Consider the following 16,394-nt stretch of genomic DNA (forward strand, 5'->3'; position numbering starts at 1 on the left):
CAACCATCACTCCAACCCGAAAGCCGCATCACCCCATGATAGAAACCCTCTTCCCGCACGGCCCCTGGCACTACCTCGCCGGTGGCTTGCTGATCGGCAGCGCTATCGGCGCGCTCTACCTGCTGGCCGGCCTCGTCGGCGGGCTGTCGACGTTTTTCAGCAGCACGCTGTCGTGGGCCTCGCGCCTGAGCAGCCTGCAACAGGCCAAACTGATCGAGAGCCGCGGCTGGCGCCTCGCCTACGCGGCCGGGCTGGTACTCGGCGGCGCAGTCTTCGCCCTGACGCTGGGTGACTTCGGCGCCAGCACCCGCGTACCGCCCTGGCTGCTGCTCGTCGGCGGTGTGCTGATCGGCTTTGGTGCGCGCCTGGGCGATGGCTGCACCGCCGGCCACGGCATCTGCGGGCTTGCCGCGCTGCGCTGGCCCTCTCTCATCGCGGTCGTCACCTTCCTCACCACCGCAATCGTCGTCGCCCAACTCGCCGCCCACTTCGGGGTGATTTCATGAAGCGCCTGCTGATTGCACTGGGCTGCGGCGCGCTGTTCGGCTTTGGCCTGTCGCTCGCGACCATGACGCAGCCCGAAGTCGTGCTCGCCTTCCTGCGCTTCCAGGATTTCGGCTTGCTGCTGGTGCTCGGCGGTGCGGTGATTGTCGCCCTGCTTGCCTACCAAGTCGGCCCGCGCTTGCTGGCCCGCCCGCTCGCCGGCGCGGTCTTCGAAAAGCGGCAGACGCCGTTCTCACGCCGCACCGTGATCGGCGCTGCGATTTTCGGCGCCGGCTGGGGCCTGTGTGGCGTGTGCCCCGGCCCCGCGATCGCCGGCCTCGGGCTCGGCAACCTCGATCTGCTGTGGGCGCTCGCCGGCATCTTCATCGGCGCCTGGCTGCAGGCGCGTTTTTTCGGGAGTAGCGATGCGCAAACGCGTTGAAGTGGCCGCCGCCGTCATCACACGGCCCGATGGCAGTTTCCTGCTCGGCCAGCGCGCGCCGGACACCTTCTATGCCGGTTACTGGGAATTCCCGGGCGGCAAGGTGGAAGCGGGCGAATCCGCCCATGCCGCGCTGGTGCGCGAGCTGCAAGAAGAACTCGGCATCACGGTGCATCGCGCCCACCCGTGGATCACGCGCGAGCACCTGTACGAGCACGCGCATGTGCGGCTGCACTTCTTCGAGGTCTGCGACTGGTCCGGCACACCGAACGACCATGTGCACTCGGCGCTCGAATGGCAACAGGGCGATGCCCCCAGCGTCTCGCCGATGTTGCCGGCCAACGGGCCGATCCTCAAATCGCTGCGCCTGCCGCGCACGATGGGCATCACCCATGCGGCAGAAATCGGCGTCGACGCCCAGCTCACCGCACTGGATGCCACGCTCGGCGCCGGCTTGCGCCTGGTGCAGATCCGCGATGCAAACCTCGCCGCAGACGCCCGCACACAGCTTGCGCGTGAAACCGTGGCGCGCTGCCATGCACATGGCGCCATCGCGGTGGTAAATGGCGATGCCGCACTGGCAGCGGCCGTCAGCGCCAACGGGCTGCATCTGCGCGCCGGCCAGCTTGCCGGCCTGACTGCTCGCCCCGATTTCGAGTGGGTCGGCGCGTCCTGCCACACGCGCGCGGACCTTGAAACCGCCGCCCGTCTCGAACTGGACTACGCCCTGCTCGGCCCGGTGCTTCCGACCGCCACGCACCCCGGCGCCAGCGGCATCGGTTGGGGCGCCTTCCACATGCTCAGCCGCGATCTGCCAATGCCGGTCTTTGCGATTGGCGGTTTGCGCGCCGCCGACATGGATACCGCGCGCGGCTACGGTGCGCATGGTATTGCCGCAATCCGCAGCGTGTGGGGCCCGGGCAAGGCATGAAACCGCGCTACACCGACAAGGTCGTCGTCATCACCGGCGCCAGCGACGGCATCGGTGCTGAACTGGCGCGCCAGCTCGCATCGCAAAGGCCAAAGCTGGTGCTCGCGGCGCGCAATGCCGATGCGCTCGCCAAAGTGGCCAAGCAGTGCAGCGTGCAAGGCGCACTGGTGCTCTGCGTGCCGACCGATGTGAGCGTCGAAGCCGATTGCGCCGCCCTCGCGCGCCAAGCGGTCGAACGCTTCGGCGGCATCGATGTGCTGGTGGCCAACGCCGGCGTATCGGGCCACGCCATGTTCAGTGAAGTGAGTGACTTCGGCTGGTATGAAGAGATGATGCGGGTGAACCACTTCGGTACGCTCTGGTGCGTGCGCCACGCACTCCCGCATCTGCTTGCGCGCCGTGGCCAGATCGTCGGCGTCTCCAGCCTCGCCGGGCTGTTCGGCGTGCCCGGCCGGACCGCCTACTGCGCCAGCAAGTTCGCGATGACCGGCTTCCTCCAAGCGCTGCGCATCGAACTGGCACCGCAGGGCATTGGCGTGACGATTGCCTATCCCGGCGTGGTTGCAACACAAATCCGCCATCGGGGTTTCGGGCCGGACGGGCGGCCCGCAGGGGCAAGCGGCCTGGACGAAGGCAAGGCGATGTCAGTGGAGACCTGCGCCAACCTCATCCTGCGGGCGATGAGCCGACGTAGCCGCAATTGCGTGATGACCGCCGAAGGCAAGCTGGGGCTGTGGCTCAAGCAACTGCTCCCCGATCTGGTCGATGCGCTGGCCCGCCGCAAGCTGGCAAGAACGCGGCGACGGGGCTGAGCGACTCAGCTCCGCGGATCGCTACCCGGCGGCAAGTCATCTGCCAGGGGCGCCTGCCCCGGCACGCGATAGGTCTCATCCGCCCAGGCGCCCAGATCGATCAGCTTGCAGCGTTCGGAGCAGAACGGCCGCCAGCGATTCTCGGGCAGCCATTCGACGGGCTTGCTGCAGGTCGGGCATTTGACGATGCGGGGACTGGGCGTACTCATGGGGCAGGGACTCGACCGGGCGCCCGTCCTACCAGACAGGCCACCTGAAATGAAGTGCTGATTGCCGGGCGCGCGATGCGCCCGTAGCCAATCAAAGATTGCAGAAAGTAAGGGCAAATAGTCGCCAAAAGCGCCTAAATACGCCATCCACCCTAATTAAAAAATGGTCTAGCTACTCATCTAGCTACTCAAATTACCACACGAGGGGCACCAGCCGGTTTTTGCCATGGAACAGCTGCAGGCTGACCGCGAGACACCGAGGATGTACTGAGTCATACAATGCGATTTCGGCCAAAGGAACGACAAACCACAAGGAACGCGCGATGTATTTCGCATACTTCGATGAGTCCGGTGACACCGGTATGGATGATACTTCGCCTACCGGAACATTCACGCTAGCCTGCCTGCTCATCCATGACAAGCATTGGCTAGAAGCACTGGATCAGACGGTAGCCTTTAGGCGCTACCTGAAAGATCAGTTCGGCATCTCGCCCCGCCTTGAGCTCAAGGCGTCTTGGCTGGTGAATAACAAGGGGCCAATCCGAAAACTCGGGCTTTCCTTTCAAGCTCGCATGGCTGTATTCAACGCTGCGATGCGATTTCAGCGGAAGGTCGGCTTCGTTAAGGTGTTCGCTGTGGTCGTCAACAAAAGGCAGATTCAGCTGCGATCCACAGACGTCCGTGAGGTGGCGTGGAAGTATGCCCTTCAGAGACTGGAACGCTTCGGAACGGCACAAAAGGACAACGTTCACGTTCTTCCGGATGAGGGGCACAAGGACTTCATCGTAAAGAAGATCCGCGCAATGCGCCGTTTTAGTCGAGTTCCGTCCGCATGGGGTGACGGAGCACTCGATCGCAAGGCGGAGAATATTGTGGAGGACCCGTCCGATCGCCGATCGCAGGACTCTTTCTTCACTCAGTTCGCCGACTTGAACGCTTACGCAGCCTTCCGGAGAGCGTTTCCAGGCGCCAACTTCGATACAAGCGTCTGGGATACGCTTGGCGACGCGCGCTTGCTTGAAGTAAACAAGGTTCGCGGAGGGCTCCCCGGCGTTGTCGTTTGGCCTCCTGAATAAGAAAAGCCCGCCTGGAAGGGCGGGCTGGGGCAGTCCTAGCCCGACCACAGGGTCGGGTTTAGACCACGGTTTGAGTGTATCCGATATCTAAACTTCCGTGTCTAGAAATCGTTTCAGCAGGTAATCGGGCTTTTCCGGTCACTGGCGCAACAAGCCAACAGCAGTAGCGATCACACGCGGATCACCGCCAGCTAGACAAAATACGCCCACCCTGGGATTCCGGATTCCGCAAGCCCCATCACCCATAGTGCATATCACATAACCCCCTTAGGCGAGGCCAGTGAGTAGCGAAAGATCGGGGTTCGCATTACCCGTATTTGCGATTTGCCAGGAGGACCCGCAAAGGGGCGCTGCCTCCGAGCCGGACAACCCCGCCAGAGACCCCGGCGTGAACAACCAACGTGCCAGGCGATCTATCACGCAGAGCATCTAGACTATTTGTAGATCCAACGCACACCGGCTACGCCCTTCCCTTGCTCCCCACACCATCGCAACTTACTTACCTCCGACGCGCCGCCAGAACTGGCTAAAGTTCGGGCTCGTCACGTCCCGTAATGGCGGTCGCCAGAAGGACCCGCGAAGCTCACCTTGGCAGCGGTTTGTAGCGCACCCAGCTTGTGCAGTCTGGTGGTGCTGTAATGATTCGTTCAGACGCTCGAGCTACCTCTCGCACCGGATACCCCAAGGCACAGCCCCATCGGAACATTCGCCGGTCATCATCAGTAAGACGCCCCGACACGCTCCTGAGGTTGGCGCATCCCATGCAGTCGCGTTCTTCTCCTGGAGCATCAAAGGACAGCAAGCGCCAGCCATCCAAACCGGCCGCTGCACAACGCCGCGACAACGTCACCTGCTGTTCAATCGGGCGGAGAAGCGACAGTGCGCGCAACGCACCGCCAAGCGCCTCATTGCTGACGCCCTCTCTGTTCATTAGGTGAAAGCACATCACCAAAGCGGCAGGGTTGAACTCATGGCGAAGGTCGCAGCGATCAGCTTCGGAAAAAACGGCGCGAAAAGAACTTGCTGCCTCACCCCCGGCGCGGGTGCCGTGCATTGGTTCCGGGTCGTGCGTTTCTGAGGTGGTGACGGTGGGAAAGGTGGAAACACCCCGGAAACCCGCGCCAGCATTGGGTCTTGCGAATCCACCCATGGTGGTGACAGGTGGGGGCGCGGTGGGGAATCCCACCTCATTCGCAGGTTGTGTCTTTGAAGCGGAGCCTTTTTCCCATGCATTCGCTCCCACGTCCGGCGCGGTCTGGTCCGCTTGGGCCTCGGGTCGAGTCCCCACCTCAGCACGCGATGCTTGATCCGAGAATAGCCGGTCAAGGTCAAGCATAGTCCGCCTCCCAAATCGTCGGCAGGATGCGAAACACTCGCTTGTCGCCCTCGCCTGGCAGTCGGACCTTGCGGGCAAGCTTGCCGTCTTTGTCAGGCCCCAGCATGGCACCAAGCTTGACTAAGTTGTGCACGACCGCACGGTAGTCATAGCCCTTGCACACCTCCTCCCGAAACACCTCGGGATAAATGAAGTGCTCCCACGCGCCCGGCGTATCCTCGCTCGTTGTGGCGGCAGGGTCTGGAATGAATCGCTTGACGCCGGCCTTGTTGATGACGCGCGGCGCGTGATCATCTTTCGCCAGCGGCCGATCCCAGTCCGAGAAACGAGCCTCTCCGTGCTGGTGCAGGAACTTCCGCACCGCCTCCAGCATTGCCCGTGACTCTTGATGCCCCTCGCCGCCGCGTTGTGCGAGCCATGCGGCAAACGTTCTTCCGGAGGCGCCTAAGGCCTCGCCCGGCTCCCACCCGGTAATCCCCCAATCAGTTGCCAGTTCCCCCGCTGCAGCCACCAAGGCGAAGCGGTGCGCAACACGACGGGCCTGCCCGCTGGCATTGGCAGTCAAGTGAGCTGCCTCGAACTTCTTCACGAAGCCTCGCGCTGTCCCGGCAACGTCGTCACGATGATCGATCAGCTTCGACACGAACGCGCGAAACGGATGCCCGTATTGCTTGCGGGCAGCCCCATCAAGCGCCTTCGCGAAGTCTGCGCCGCCAGCATATCCATGAAGGTTCTCGAAAGCGCCCATCCCGGCGCCGGCATCAGCCGGAATCTCCGCGAGCCTGATTTCCTGCCCGGCGCGCGTCACTTTGCCGACTTCGGCCATGTGCTGAGTCAAGCCTATCTCGCCCGCACTCAAGAACAGAAGACGCCAGCGCGCAAGGTCGCGTGCGCCACCCGTGCGAATGCTGCGCACCTTGCCGGCGCCGTTGGCGAGCATGTAGGCAGATTCACCCGCCACACGCCCATCCACCTGCGCCAGTTCATCAAGGAGCAAGGGCGCATCGCAGTGCTGCAAAGCCAGGCTCTCCAGCCCGTTGTCCGTCGCACGCCACCGTTGCATATAGTCCGGGCTGCCGCACACGCTAGCGGCCACACGTAGCGCGGTCGTTTTGCCATCGCTTGAGTTAGAGCGGAAGTGAAACCCGCCGCTCTCGCCTTCCACCAGGTAGAGCAGCGGACTGGCGAACGCCAACGACACGGCGAACACCAGGCGTGAATTGCCGGCGCAAAGGCGGGCCACTTCGTCGCGCCACCCGGAAAGGCTGCCGCGCGTGCGGAATGCGCTTACCGGCGCTCCATCGGCCATGAACAGCCATTCCTCGCTGCACTCGCCCAATGCACCATCAGGCAGAACGAACGCCAACCCGTCGTCAGTTGAATGCCACCCAACACGGTTCGTCGTGCGAGCGCGCGCTTCGGGGCGAGCGCATTGCAGATACTCGACCACAAAGGCGCGCACCTTTGGCGCCATCTGCAGCCCATTTGCAAGCAGAAGCGCGGCCACTTCCAACCCGTCGCCCCTGAAGTGCTCCATTGGCACAATCTCACGGTGCATCCGCCCGTCAGGGTCGCGGAACTCCACCAGCAGCCCCCAGCCCCGGTTCTCTGGATCACGTACGCGCGCCACTGGGCGCAGTGGATCGCACAGCCAACGTGGGCGGCGTTCGTTTCCCTCTCGGTCGCGCTCGATCAGCCAGACGCCTTTGCCATCGAGCCGAAACCGTTCTCCCGACGCAGGTTCGGATACTGCGGCAGCCGGCGGCACCTCGGCTGCACCGCTGGGATGAATGGCACCGGCACCGCCGCGCTGCGCCGTGGCCTGCGGCGTTGGCACCGGGAACGCATCGGGCCGCACCAACCACAGGGCGAAGTGCGCAGGCGTCCAGCCCCGATCCTCGAAGTCGGCCGCATCGTCACCGGCCGGCAAGGCCTCGCCGGGTTCCAGCGCTGCCGCGTCACCATTGCCCGTAGCTTTGAGCGCCATCGCCACCAGGTTGAAACAAGCCACCGAAGCAACCCCCACCACCCCCAATGCCGTCGCCACTGTTTGCATTGCCTTGGTGCCGGGTTCATCGGCGTCGGGCCATAGCCACACGTCACGGCCCGCGAGCGGCTGCCAGTCGGCCTTGTCAACCGCTTGCGCGCCACCCGCCCAAGTGACGCACACGCATTGCGGGGCAAGCCGTTGTGCCGCCTCACAAGCTTTCTCGCCCTCAGTGACGATCACCCTCGCGTCCGGCCGTGCGGCCAGATCAGGCAAGCCCAGCAGCGGGCGCGGCGCGGCTGGCGCCTTGTAGTGCCACACCAGCACACCGTCCGGCGCACGCCACAGCGACAGGGGTGCGAATTGCTTTCGCTCTCCTTGGCGCTTGGGCTCGAATCGATCGTGAATGAAGCACAGCCGGCCAGCTGCATCGCGGTACTCATACCGGCGCGACGGCTTGCCGTGGCGCGCATGGGCCGCAGGTGGCGGCGGGGCATCGTCGGGTGCCGGCATCACACACACGAAGCCGCCCGTATCGACACCACTGCGCCCGCCCTTCTCCGTTGCTTGTGGCGATGCTGGCGGCGTTTTCGGGCCCGTCGCGGCCGGATTGGCCGTCTTGCCTTTGCGCGGGGGTGGCGTCAGCCCCAGCAGATCGCCAAGCCTGTCGGCGGCGCCCGATTGCGAAGGCATGCCCCAAAGGTAGCGCGCCAACGACACCAGGTCGCCGCCCTTGTCGCCGGTCGCGAAGTCAGACCATGCGCCGTTGGTGGTGTTGATCGAAAACGAGCCGGCCTTGTTGTCGGTGCGGGTTGGGTTTGTCGTTTGGTATTCAGGCCCGTGGCGCTTGCCTCCCGAGATTCCCAACAGTGCCGCCGTGCTGTCAAAGCGCTCCAGGGCGAGCGCTGCAACCTGCCCGATCCAATTGGTTGGCGAACTCATTGCAGCCCTCCCGGCGCCGAGACCGGATGCCAGTGCAGTCGGTCTATCCGCACCACAACAACATCACAGCCAGGCGGCATGATTTCGACAGCCAACGCAAGTGCCGCGGCTCCAGACCCAGACGGAAACAGGTCCATCCACGCCGCCGCCACCCAGTCCCCTGCCTCACTTTGTAGAAGCGACACGAAACAACCGTCCTTCTGGCCTATAACGACATGCCCACACGCACCAAGCAAAGACTCCGCCTCCAAGGCGCGCACGTGGTCATCTGCGAAAACGGCCTCAAGGAGCGCCTCTGCACTCGCGCGGCGAATTGCCACGGCCGCCGGGTAATACCTGTATTCCGGCTTGTTCATGGTTTCACCCGCCCGTGAAGCACCATGCCGATGTGATGCACGAAGCCATCAAACCGCGCTTGCACTTCGTCATTCCAATCGGCCGCACTGCCTGCGCAAACGATCTCGCCCAGGATGTCGGCGAAGGCCTGGGCGGCCTCTTCGCTGGTCATCACATCACCACAACGCAGCAGCGATTCCACAAACATGCAAGCCTCCCAACCGCCTGCCTCGCGCGCCGCAGAAATCGCAGGGGCGAACGCCACCCCGGCCCCCTGCGCGGGCGCCGTTTCATTGCTTGGTTTCATGATTAGCTATCCCGGTTGATTTCAGCGGTGACGGGAGCAGATTCCCACGCCAGGCGCGGGTCATCGCCGCAAACGAAATGCCCCCAGCGGGCGGCAGCGTCAATAACCGAAGTCAGTGCAAATAGCCGCTGTTTTTGTAAGCCGACCCGCTGTTCTTCTAGGCCGCAGTCAAAATCACTCACCAGGTCATCAACCATCTCTATCGCCGCCACAATGCCGGAGAAGAGTTGCGCGGCATTCCCGGCGGCGTATGTATCGTCTCTGCCGTATTTCATGACTCACCCCCTGCAACCCGTTCGATTACAGCCAAGCGCTCGTTGGCGCGCGTGATGCCGTCGCCACTTACGCCATCAGCCTCGTTGCACTTGCCCCATTCGCTTTTCTGCTCAGGGGTCATCAACTGAAGGGCGTTGCGGATGATCAGGTGAGCTTTTTGAAGTTCAGACAACAAATCGGGCGCTGCGCTTTGTGATGCCGCCGCCACCTGTGGCTCGCGACCCGTGGTCGTACCCTTGATCGCGGCATACACGCACGCACTTGCCAACTCCAACTGCACCGAAGTGGCATAGCAAAACACCGCATCAGGCGCCTCGTTCTCTATCGATTCAACTACCCGATAGGTCAGCGTTTCAGCTGTACTGAGGTAACAATAGGCCTGCTCCAGCAGGTCATGCACGGGCAGCCCATCGCGCACCTCGAAGGGGGCTACTTGCGACATTGCAAGCATGCCAAACTCAACCCGCTCTGGCTTTGGCGCCGCTATGTTTGCCTTGGCATTCATGCTGCACCGCCTTTCCTGCCAGCAAACTCACTGTCGTGGCTCAGCGCAGACAACACGGCCATGACGCATGCATCGGCCATTTCGATCAGGTCGGCTTGCGCGTAGAGCAGCGTTGCGTCGGGCGTGCCGTGTTCGATGTTCTCGGCACTTTGGTGCGACAGCGCGGCGATAGAGCTCAAGAAGATCGACGCCTGATTCAACACGTCGCCCAAGGGCAGCCCCTCTCTGACTTCAAACATCGGGGAGCCAGTTCTGGCCAGTGGCATGAATGCGACCGCGGCTGTCGCGGGGGACACGTCTTTCGATGCGTGGGCGATCATGCTGCACCCCCTTGCTCAGCCAGCACCGCAGCCAGCCGATCAATGCAGAGCTGCACTGCGGACGCGCCCTCTTGCAGGTGTTCTTGATAGGTCGCGACGCGCTTAAGCATGTCCGCCATGGCTGCGGCGCCATGCTCGGCGGCAAAGGCCTCGATCTGGTCGCGGGATTTCGTTAGCAGACCGAACGCGATCAAGCGCGAGGCGCCCCAGCGGCGTTCGTAGTCACGGTCGAAGGCTTCGACCTCGGCAAAGCTCGCCAGCGGTGCGAAGTCGACAAACGATGGCGCGACATCGGCGCCACGCGAAGCGACGAGAGACAAGTGAACAGGATGATGCGAAGCGCGCGAGTGCGCGGGCGTGCGGATAGAGCTAGGCATGATTGCCTCCAGTGTTTGCGGTAAGTAACCGCCACCCCACTTCCACATGGGGCGGCGACCGGAACGCGGGGTGTGGAAGACCGGAACACTGGAACCGGCGAGCATTGAAGCTCCCCCGCGCCCAGCCGCCATAAACAGGAGGCGCGCAGGTGCGCAGATGGACGTAAAAACGGCCGCAAGGCGGCCACGTCCGCCAGTGTTGTTCGGGCTTCCACACCCGGTCGCTTCTGTCTCAGCGACGGCGCAAGCATGCAGCATCGAATCAGTTGAGGTCAAGTACATCATCGCTCCCAGGTCGCCGATTCAATCGCGGCCACACACGCAGGGAGAACCATTGCGAGCGCGCTCGGATCAATCAAGTCGGCGCATCGAGACATGCCGGCGGTGCTCAGCGATGACGCGCCTTCACTGCGCCGGCCGATGGACAAGCCTACGAACAGGTCACTCACGAACTCACCTTTGACCGCTGCCATCGCCCACTGACGGAGTGTTTCGTCGGTCAAGGCATCCACTCGCCGCCGAAGCTCCAGCAAACGGTCCGGCGACGAGAACGCCAGTCGCAGCGCATCACCGACAACGCGATCAGCAGCGAAGGCCACGTCGCCCTGCCAGTCCAGACCATCAAATGCGACTTGCGCCCAACAGCGCTCAAGCAACACCCCGGCACTTGCTTGAGCCCCCCAGCCGTGCGGGCGATCCGCCGCGGTCGGGCATGCGAGCTTCAAAATGGCGTACCCGAGCACGCGACCAAGCGTGAAGGCGCGTTGCGGCGCAGGAAGGCGCGCAGGCCAAGAAGAAGGATCGGGCAAACAGCTGACTTCGTTGGAGCGTCCGCACACGTTGAAGACGAGCGCGGCATGCCATCGATCCAGCAGATCGAAAGGAGGTCTCATAGCGCACGCCCCCGCAGAGCTTCGTCAATCCGCGAGGCAATCCAGCGATCGACGGACTCTGAAGGCACAGCCGATGCGCGCGGGCCAAGCTTCACCAATGGCCCCAGGCGGCCGGCTGCGATTTCTCGATAGGCCTGCGCCTTTGAGATGCCCATGCGCTTCGCGGCAACAGGCACTTTCTCAAGCGCCGTCTGGCGAACTGGCGCGAGAACACTACGAGCGGCGATCACTTCGCCACCTCAACGGCACGCGGATGAATCAGTCGCTGCAGCGAATCGGACGGCCACATCAAGCGGCCATTCGGCAAGCGCCGAGGCCGCAACCCGTAGTAGTGCCCCTCGCGGCATACGGCGGCCCGTAGCGATTGCGCTTTGAGGCCGAGGGCCTCTGCGAGTTGTTCTGTTGTGATGCCCATGAATGCTCTCCTGTAACGCCAATTGATGGCTTGGAGTGCATTTCAATCCCAGGTGCATTGAGGTGCGCCGCAGGGGCAGTTGGGTGCATCGTTGGTGCACTTCGGAACGCTTGCGCGTCTCGAATCATCGGCATCGATTCACTTTCACGTTTGCACCGAACGGGATATGTGCAGACGTCTGCACTGTCGACACCGGCGCATCAGCGGCCCAAGTCGCAAGGCAACCCGCCTTGATCACGTCAAAGTCATAGCGATTTCGTCCGCGCTTCGCTGCGGCCACCCATGCGTATAGGCTGGGCTTCTTGAGCGCAGAAGCAAGCGCCGGATAGGCGTCGCCGAAGCGATCAAGCAAGGCCTGTTTGGTACCTATGATCGCCGGTTCAGGATTATCGGAAACGAGGGTCAAGCCAGGCGCCTCTGTCCGCTTGATGGGTGGCGAGCAAACCGCTGCGATCCATGCCGCCAAGTGCTCCCCCGGCGCAACACCAGGACTCAGCGATAACCACGTGACGAAATCCGCACACCTGACGATGAAGGTTGTGCGTACCACCGCGCCCGTAGCGACGCGCTCCATGTGAAATTCATCAGCCCAACTACCTCTGGCCGAAGTCGTGATTTTCCGAACTGAGAAGGTCTGCTCCGATCGCGTGACCGTCGTCGCCTTCAATGCACCGCAATCAATCGCCCTGCGCATCGTTTCAACCATAGCGCGCCGCCCGTGCAGCGTTTCACGCCGGGGCGTTCTTCCATCTGGAAACTGAAGACGGGAAATCTCATCGAGAGACAGTTGTTGCGGCCACTCGTCTCCAGCCGTGTTCGATGCAGCTGCCGGCTCACCGGACGGTGCAACGTCAAAGCGTTTCGGACCGATGCCACAAAGGCGTTTTGCATACAGCCAACTGAAACTCATATGCCTCCCCATTCTCGCCTCAGACACTTCACGACATGAGAGCTTTCGATTCAAGAACAGTCCGCCAGGCAGACCGCCACCAGGGCAAAGAGATGACCGCTTAGCGGTGCCGTTGGTGTCGTAGCCGAATGGCGGCCAGACCACCACTACCGGCCGGAATATGCGTTCGCATCTTCGATGCGTTGCGCAATCCAGCGATCAACGGACGATGAAGGCAGGGCAGAAGCAGATTTCCCGATCTTGACCAATGGACCTACGCGCCCAGCATGAATCTCGCGATACACCTGGCGCACCGATATCGCCATTCGCTTCGCTGCACTGGGTAGCCGTTCAAGTTGAAGATGGGCGCCGCCATGCAAAGTTGATGCGTTTGCCATACAGAACCTCTGCCATTGATGACGAAATACGCACAAAAAAAAGCACCCGTCTGTGCCGGCCATGCCCGGCATCCCTCGGGTGCTACAGACGGGTCAGCCGCCCCGCCTGCGGGTGGCGATCCGGGACCGCCTTTGCCATAAAGCAACGAAGGAGACGATCACGCTCCAGGGTTTGTGATGGCGCCGCGCGGGTCCGCGCCAGCAACACCAAAATCGAGAATTACCCTTGCCTGCATGCCGTCGCAGTCAAAGCTCTCCTGCATCAGCACGGACGGCGACTCATTCCCTCCGATGAATCCGACTTGCAATGCGGCACATATCGCCGGATCAGCGAATGCGTACCACCTTGTGCCATAGAGCCGTGGTGTTCCGATTACCTGGCGGAACATATTCCGCACTTCATTGAGACGACCGATGACGTTCGACGGTTCGGTATCGAACTCCGAATCGTTGACAATTCTTGCTTCCCCTTCAAGAAGCACAGGTCCGAGCCAGGAAGCCGGCTCAAGGTCAATCCAGCTGTCCGTCGTGCCTGGTTCCGTCTGCGCCTTGAACGCCGAGCGCGCAGCGCGGAAAGATGGAACCGAAGGCGCTGCCGCAGGCGAAACGATGTTCTTGTGGTTGGCGTGAAACAGAGGCAACCCGTCATCGATGATCGGCCCGTTTCCGCCGTTCATCGCAAGCAGAGCAAAGACATCGGCCTCGATTGTCCGCGCCGCGGCTTCGCCCAACTGTTCGGCTGCAGCGGTGAGCGCCAACAAACTGTCATTCACGATGGTTTCGCGAGAGATACGAATGATGTTTCCCTTCGTTCCGGCGCGCAGCGTGTCGGACTCACCATCGGGCAGCGACTTGTATTTGAACTCTCCCAACTCGTTCTTTTTATCCAGATTCCCAATCGATCCAATCCGGACAGTGCGGTGGTCACGAAAGTCTGCAAGATCCACGACGCGGCAAAAGCTTCGCCAAGAAAAGGCGCGCTTTGCATACCCTACCTGCATCGATTTATGCAGCACGTTCTCCAGCAATACAGGAAAGTCGCTGCTGGATTGAAAGAACGCTGCAGCGACTACCTCGGGCGGGCTCATTCCCGAGACGTTCACCCCTGCGGCCTTAGCCGACTCCTTCGCAAGATCAAGCAACGAAGCGTGCCGGAACACGTTTTGTCGGGCCTCGATTTTTGCGGTCACGGCGTCAAGCACGCCTGCGCGGTACAACAGACCTTTCGTCTTTTCTTCGATAACTGCGCGGGCGTAGGGAGTAAGGTCACTTATGGATTTCATGGCTGACATCCCCTCACGCGCCAAGCTTGTTCTTCGCGCGCCCAAGGGCGGCATCGAGCTGGCTCGGCGAAGGCTCGGGAATCGCGTCACCGATCAAGGAGCCAGGGTCCCATTTGAAGCCGCCATGAACCGAGGCGTACAAGGCGTGCAAATCGGTACAAAGCTCTTGCAAGCGTTTGTCGCCGCGAACTTTTGCGATGATTTCTTCAACCGCAGAATCCAGCCGCTTTAGGCGAAGCTGTTTCTCGCGGTTGATCGCATTCATGATTTCCATGTCGATGTTGCCGATCTCACGTCGTGCGACGGAGATACTGCGCTCAGTGTTACCCAGCGACTCCGTGAGTGCATTCAGCGAAGTCCTCACGGACGCTGAGTCGCCAGGAAGCCCTCTCAACTCTCTCGACATCTCGAAATCGAGCTGATCATGCGCAGCACTGATCTTCTTCTTCGCATCGTCAATCACACCCTCCAACCGTGCGACTTCGTTTATCAAGTGCAATTGCTGCGCGCGAAGCTCAGCACTGGAAAAGCTTTCTTTGGACATTGGGACAGTCTCCGTAAGTGACAAAGTGCCGGCCGCGCCTTTGCGGTCTCGGCGTGGCGCGTGTTGTCACGTTATGGCGTAGGGGGTGCAATGTTCATGGTGCAATTTGCACGATATTCGAGCCGGGCTCGCCATGACCGTCCGAGCCCTTCGCGACCCAGTTGTAGATGGTCCGGCGCGAAACGCCGTGTTTTGCGGCAAGTTCGTCGTGGTTGTTTCCCTTGAACTCGTTGAGCACTTGGGCACGGCGATTCCTTCGCGTGATCTGCGGCGCCTGGGGGATATAGACGTACTCGCCACCACGCGCGCGGCTGACACGCAGCATCAACGCCGCAGCAACTGACTTTGCTTGCTCCGCACCCATACCCATTTCGCCTACCAGAGCACTGGCAAGGATCTGCTCTACCGACAGTTGCGCTTCGTGCTTCTCCAGTTTCATGTTGTGCACCTCGTGACCATTGACATGGCGCGATGCTGTGCAAATAGCTGTCTCATTTTCAGGGTGCGAATGGGACTATTTTTGTGGTCACGACACCGAACGCCGAACGATGGAGCTGGCCGATACGTCCAAGGCGAATAGACCGCACCTCGTCTGCATGCGCGCGGACGCGTGAAGGGACTCGCGTTTTGCGAGGCCCCGGCTGTGCCTTCGCAATGAGACAAGACCCGATGATCGGAAGGCTGCGAATCAACAGGACGATCCCCTTTGTTGCGACGGGCGAAAACGGCCGCAGCGAAATGGCAGTTGCCGTCCGAAGCGCCTTAGCGATCGTCCAGCAATCCAGCAAACGTGTCGGGCGGCTCGATCCCTTGAACGGCCATCATTGCCCACTCGTGAAGCGCTGCATTCGTCACCGCGTCAATCCTGTTGCGCAGCGTTTTCAACCTGGTCGGTGGCGAACATAGTGCGAGCTGAATCACAACATCCAGCGTTGCCAGGGCAGCGTCTTTCGTATCGTCGTGGCCGTAGTGTCGGGTCATCGCGCTAATCAGCCCATAGCCAGAGCGGTCAACGCCGAAGCGGCAATCGTCTGCAAATGGACGGGCGAGCTTGAGCAACGCAACACCAAGAACACCACCAAGCAGGCTGGGCGCCGTCGCATTCTCGGTGAGAAACTCGCGTGGGAAACATCGCCCGTCCGGGATTGCTCCTTCCTCGGCGCTGTCGTTACGGAAACCAAATACCAGCGCTGCACGCCAGCGCTCAATAAGCACATCTCTATTGGCGCTCATTGCTCACGGCCTCTCGTGGCAACAGCGAGGCGCGCAGCAATCCGGGCATCAACCGGCGATACCAGCGCTGCCGACGCGCGAGTGCCGAGCTTCAACAGGTATCCGAATCTCCTGGATGCGATCTCGCGAGAAGCCTGAGAGGTTGAATACCCAATTCGCATCGCGGCATCTGGAACGCGCCCACGACAAGGTGCCAAGTCCGTGCGTTGGATCTGATTTGCCGAGGCGCTCATTTTTCGCACCTCGCCGCACGCGCTGTGCCAAGCCTGGCTAGTGCGTCATCCGGCCACGACAAGCGCCCATTCGGAAGACGCTTCGGGCGCAAACCGCAGTAATCCCCGTTGCGATAGACAGCGGCCCGCAGCGACGGCGCCTTGAGGTGCAAAGCACCTGCCAATTG

21 protein-coding genes are annotated in these 16,394 nt (G+C 61.9%); 5 read left to right on the plus strand and 16 right to left on the minus strand.

The window, feature by feature from the left end; all coding sequences use genetic code 11:
• Positions 1–5: 5 nt before the first annotated feature.
• From OPU71_RS06970 to OPU71_RS06985, 4 genes are read left to right on the plus strand one after another with little or no spacing between them, the layout of a single operon-like run.
• Positions 6–506: a YeeE/YedE family protein gene (locus tag OPU71_RS06970; RefSeq protein ID WP_267726953.1), complete on the plus strand. Its 501-nt coding sequence runs from the start codon at positions 6–8 to the stop codon at positions 504–506.
• Entirely contained in the window at positions 503–925 is a 423-nt protein-coding gene (locus tag OPU71_RS06975; RefSeq protein WP_267726589.1) for a DUF6691 family protein, read from the plus strand. The genes OPU71_RS06970 and OPU71_RS06975 overlap by 4 nt, the downstream gene beginning before the upstream one ends.
• Positions 909–1,856 carry a Nudix family hydrolase gene (locus OPU71_RS06980; RefSeq protein WP_267726594.1) on the plus strand — a complete coding sequence of 316 codons (948 nt, stop codon included), beginning with the start codon at positions 909–911 and terminating at the stop codon, positions 1,854–1,856. The genes OPU71_RS06975 and OPU71_RS06980 overlap by 17 nt, the downstream gene beginning before the upstream one ends.
• Positions 1,853–2,668 (plus strand): SDR family oxidoreductase, encoded by an 816-nt coding sequence (locus tag OPU71_RS06985; RefSeq protein ID WP_267726598.1) that lies wholly within the window; start codon positions 1,853–1,855, stop codon positions 2,666–2,668. The genes OPU71_RS06980 and OPU71_RS06985 overlap by 4 nt, the downstream gene beginning before the upstream one ends.
• Positions 2,669–2,673: 5 nt before the next feature.
• Here OPU71_RS06985 and yacG read toward each other — a convergent pair whose 3' ends face one another.
• Complete coding sequence (gene yacG / locus OPU71_RS06990) at positions 2,674–2,877, minus strand: DNA gyrase inhibitor YacG (protein WP_267726601.1); 204 nt, start codon at positions 2,875–2,877, stop codon at positions 2,674–2,676.
• 323 nt (positions 2,878–3,200) lie between these two features.
• Between yacG and OPU71_RS06995 the strand changes: the two genes are divergently transcribed.
• Entirely contained in the window at positions 3,201–3,953 is a 753-nt protein-coding gene (locus tag OPU71_RS06995) for a DUF3800 domain-containing protein (protein WP_267726603.1), read from the plus strand.
• 583 nt (positions 3,954–4,536) lie between these two features.
• Here the strand turns inward: OPU71_RS06995 and OPU71_RS07000 are convergent.
• The 15 genes from OPU71_RS07000 to OPU71_RS07070 all read right to left on the minus strand — a co-directional run bounded on the left by OPU71_RS07000 (position 4,537) and on the right by OPU71_RS07070 (position 15,994).
• Entirely contained in the window at positions 4,537–5,289 is a 753-nt protein-coding gene (locus OPU71_RS07000; protein WP_267726604.1) for a hypothetical protein, read from the minus strand.
• The gene (locus tag OPU71_RS07005) at positions 5,282–8,218 is read right to left on the minus strand and encodes a DUF927 domain-containing protein (protein WP_267726606.1); all 2,937 of its coding nucleotides are present in this window, start codon (positions 8,216–8,218) and stop codon (positions 5,282–5,284) included. Before OPU71_RS07005 ends, OPU71_RS07000 begins: the two co-directional genes overlap by 8 nt.
• A complete protein-coding gene (locus OPU71_RS07010) occupies positions 8,215–8,574 on the minus strand; it encodes a hypothetical protein (RefSeq protein WP_267726608.1) in 360 nt (119 codons plus the stop codon). The genes OPU71_RS07005 and OPU71_RS07010 overlap by 4 nt, the downstream gene beginning before the upstream one ends.
• A complete protein-coding gene (locus OPU71_RS07015; protein WP_267726610.1) occupies positions 8,571–8,861 on the minus strand; it encodes a hypothetical protein in 291 nt (96 codons plus the stop codon). Before OPU71_RS07015 ends, OPU71_RS07010 begins: the two co-directional genes overlap by 4 nt.
• A 2-nt stretch (positions 8,862–8,863) precedes the next feature.
• Positions 8,864–9,136: a hypothetical protein gene (locus OPU71_RS07020; protein WP_267726612.1), complete on the minus strand. Its 273-nt coding sequence runs from the start codon at positions 9,134–9,136 to the stop codon at positions 8,864–8,866.
• Entirely contained in the window at positions 9,133–9,642 is a 510-nt protein-coding gene (locus OPU71_RS07025) for a hypothetical protein (protein WP_267726614.1), read from the minus strand. The genes OPU71_RS07020 and OPU71_RS07025 overlap by 4 nt, the downstream gene beginning before the upstream one ends.
• Positions 9,639–9,962: a hypothetical protein gene (locus OPU71_RS07030; RefSeq protein WP_267726616.1), complete on the minus strand. Its 324-nt coding sequence runs from the start codon at positions 9,960–9,962 to the stop codon at positions 9,639–9,641. The genes OPU71_RS07025 and OPU71_RS07030 overlap by 4 nt, the downstream gene beginning before the upstream one ends.
• Complete coding sequence (locus tag OPU71_RS07035) at positions 9,959–10,339, minus strand: hypothetical protein (RefSeq protein WP_267726618.1); 381 nt, start codon at positions 10,337–10,339, stop codon at positions 9,959–9,961. Before OPU71_RS07035 ends, OPU71_RS07030 begins: the two co-directional genes overlap by 4 nt.
• A gap of 281 nt (positions 10,340–10,620) precedes the next feature.
• Positions 10,621–11,232, minus strand: a complete 612-nt coding sequence (locus OPU71_RS07040; protein ID WP_267726620.1) for a hypothetical protein — start codon at positions 11,230–11,232, stop codon at positions 10,621–10,623.
• Between the two features lie 226 nt (positions 11,233–11,458).
• Positions 11,459–11,647 carry a DNA-binding protein gene (locus OPU71_RS07045; protein ID WP_267726622.1) on the minus strand — a complete coding sequence of 63 codons (189 nt, stop codon included), beginning with the start codon at positions 11,645–11,647 and terminating at the stop codon, positions 11,459–11,461.
• A gap of 124 nt (positions 11,648–11,771) precedes the next feature.
• Positions 11,772–12,557, minus strand: a complete 786-nt coding sequence (locus tag OPU71_RS07050) for a hypothetical protein (protein ID WP_267726624.1) — start codon at positions 12,555–12,557, stop codon at positions 11,772–11,774.
• Between the two features lie 535 nt (positions 12,558–13,092).
• Positions 13,093–14,217 carry a hypothetical protein gene (locus OPU71_RS07055; RefSeq protein WP_267726627.1) on the minus strand — a complete coding sequence of 375 codons (1,125 nt, stop codon included), beginning with the start codon at positions 14,215–14,217 and terminating at the stop codon, positions 13,093–13,095.
• Positions 14,218–14,230: 13 nt separating this feature from the next.
• On the minus strand, positions 14,231–14,761 hold the full coding sequence (locus OPU71_RS07060; RefSeq protein ID WP_267726629.1) for a hypothetical protein: 531 nt from the start codon (positions 14,759–14,761) through the stop codon (positions 14,231–14,233).
• A gap of 94 nt (positions 14,762–14,855) precedes the next feature.
• On the minus strand, positions 14,856–15,200 hold the full coding sequence (locus OPU71_RS07065; protein WP_267726631.1) for a Mor transcription activator family protein: 345 nt from the start codon (positions 15,198–15,200) through the stop codon (positions 14,856–14,858).
• A gap of 323 nt (positions 15,201–15,523) precedes the next feature.
• Complete coding sequence (locus OPU71_RS07070) at positions 15,524–15,994, minus strand: hypothetical protein (RefSeq protein WP_267726632.1); 471 nt, start codon at positions 15,992–15,994, stop codon at positions 15,524–15,526.
• Between the last annotated feature and the right edge of the window lie 400 nt (positions 15,995–16,394).

The sequence above is a fragment of the Niveibacterium sp. 24ML genome (assembly GCF_026586805.1).
Lineage (GTDB): Bacteria > Pseudomonadota > Gammaproteobacteria > Burkholderiales > Rhodocyclaceae > Niveibacterium.

What these genes read in the sequence shown, in the direction of transcription:
- OPU71_RS06975 (WP_267726589.1), top strand. Translation starts at nt 503, where the DNA reads ATGAAGCGCCTGCTGATTGCACTGGGCTGCGGCGCGCTGTTCGGCTTT.
- OPU71_RS06980 (WP_267726594.1), top strand. Translation starts at nt 909, where the DNA reads ATGCGCAAACGCGTTGAAGTGGCCGCCGCCGTCATCACACGGCCCGAT.
- OPU71_RS06985 (WP_267726598.1), top strand. Translation starts at nt 1,853, where the DNA reads ATGAAACCGCGCTACACCGACAAGGTCGTCGTCATCACCGGCGCCAGC.
- yacG (WP_267726601.1), bottom strand. Translation starts at nt 2,877, where the DNA reads ATGAGTACGCCCAGTCCCCGCATCGTCAAATGCCCGACCTGCAGCAAG.
- OPU71_RS06995 (WP_267726603.1), top strand. Translation starts at nt 3,201, where the DNA reads ATGTATTTCGCATACTTCGATGAGTCCGGTGACACCGGTATGGATGAT.
- OPU71_RS07000 (WP_267726604.1), bottom strand. Translation starts at nt 5,289, where the DNA reads ATGCTTGACCTTGACCGGCTATTCTCGGATCAAGCATCGCGTGCTGAG.
- OPU71_RS07005 (WP_267726606.1), bottom strand. Translation starts at nt 8,218, where the DNA reads ATGAGTTCGCCAACCAATTGGATCGGGCAGGTTGCAGCGCTCGCCCTG.
- OPU71_RS07010 (WP_267726608.1), bottom strand. Translation starts at nt 8,574, where the DNA reads ATGAACAAGCCGGAATACAGGTATTACCCGGCGGCCGTGGCAATTCGC.
- OPU71_RS07015 (WP_267726610.1), bottom strand. Translation starts at nt 8,861, where the DNA reads ATGAAACCAAGCAATGAAACGGCGCCCGCGCAGGGGGCCGGGGTGGCG.
- OPU71_RS07020 (WP_267726612.1), bottom strand. Translation starts at nt 9,136, where the DNA reads ATGAAATACGGCAGAGACGATACATACGCCGCCGGGAATGCCGCGCAA.
- OPU71_RS07025 (WP_267726614.1), bottom strand. Translation starts at nt 9,642, where the DNA reads ATGAATGCCAAGGCAAACATAGCGGCGCCAAAGCCAGAGCGGGTTGAG.
- OPU71_RS07030 (WP_267726616.1), bottom strand. Translation starts at nt 9,962, where the DNA reads ATGATCGCCCACGCATCGAAAGACGTGTCCCCCGCGACAGCCGCGGTC.
- OPU71_RS07035 (WP_267726618.1), bottom strand. Translation starts at nt 10,339, where the DNA reads ATGCCTAGCTCTATCCGCACGCCCGCGCACTCGCGCGCTTCGCATCAT.
- OPU71_RS07040 (WP_267726620.1), bottom strand. Translation starts at nt 11,232, where the DNA reads ATGAGACCTCCTTTCGATCTGCTGGATCGATGGCATGCCGCGCTCGTC.
- OPU71_RS07045 (WP_267726622.1), bottom strand. Translation starts at nt 11,647, where the DNA reads ATGGGCATCACAACAGAACAACTCGCAGAGGCCCTCGGCCTCAAAGCG.
- OPU71_RS07050 (WP_267726624.1), bottom strand. Translation starts at nt 12,557, where the DNA reads ATGAGTTTCAGTTGGCTGTATGCAAAACGCCTTTGTGGCATCGGTCCG.
- OPU71_RS07055 (WP_267726627.1), bottom strand. Translation starts at nt 14,217, where the DNA reads ATGAAATCCATAAGTGACCTTACTCCCTACGCCCGCGCAGTTATCGAA.
- OPU71_RS07060 (WP_267726629.1), bottom strand. Translation starts at nt 14,761, where the DNA reads ATGTCCAAAGAAAGCTTTTCCAGTGCTGAGCTTCGCGCGCAGCAATTG.
- OPU71_RS07065 (WP_267726631.1), bottom strand. Translation starts at nt 15,200, where the DNA reads ATGAAACTGGAGAAGCACGAAGCGCAACTGTCGGTAGAGCAGATCCTT.
- OPU71_RS07070 (WP_267726632.1), bottom strand. Translation starts at nt 15,994, where the DNA reads ATGAGCGCCAATAGAGATGTGCTTATTGAGCGCTGGCGTGCAGCGCTG.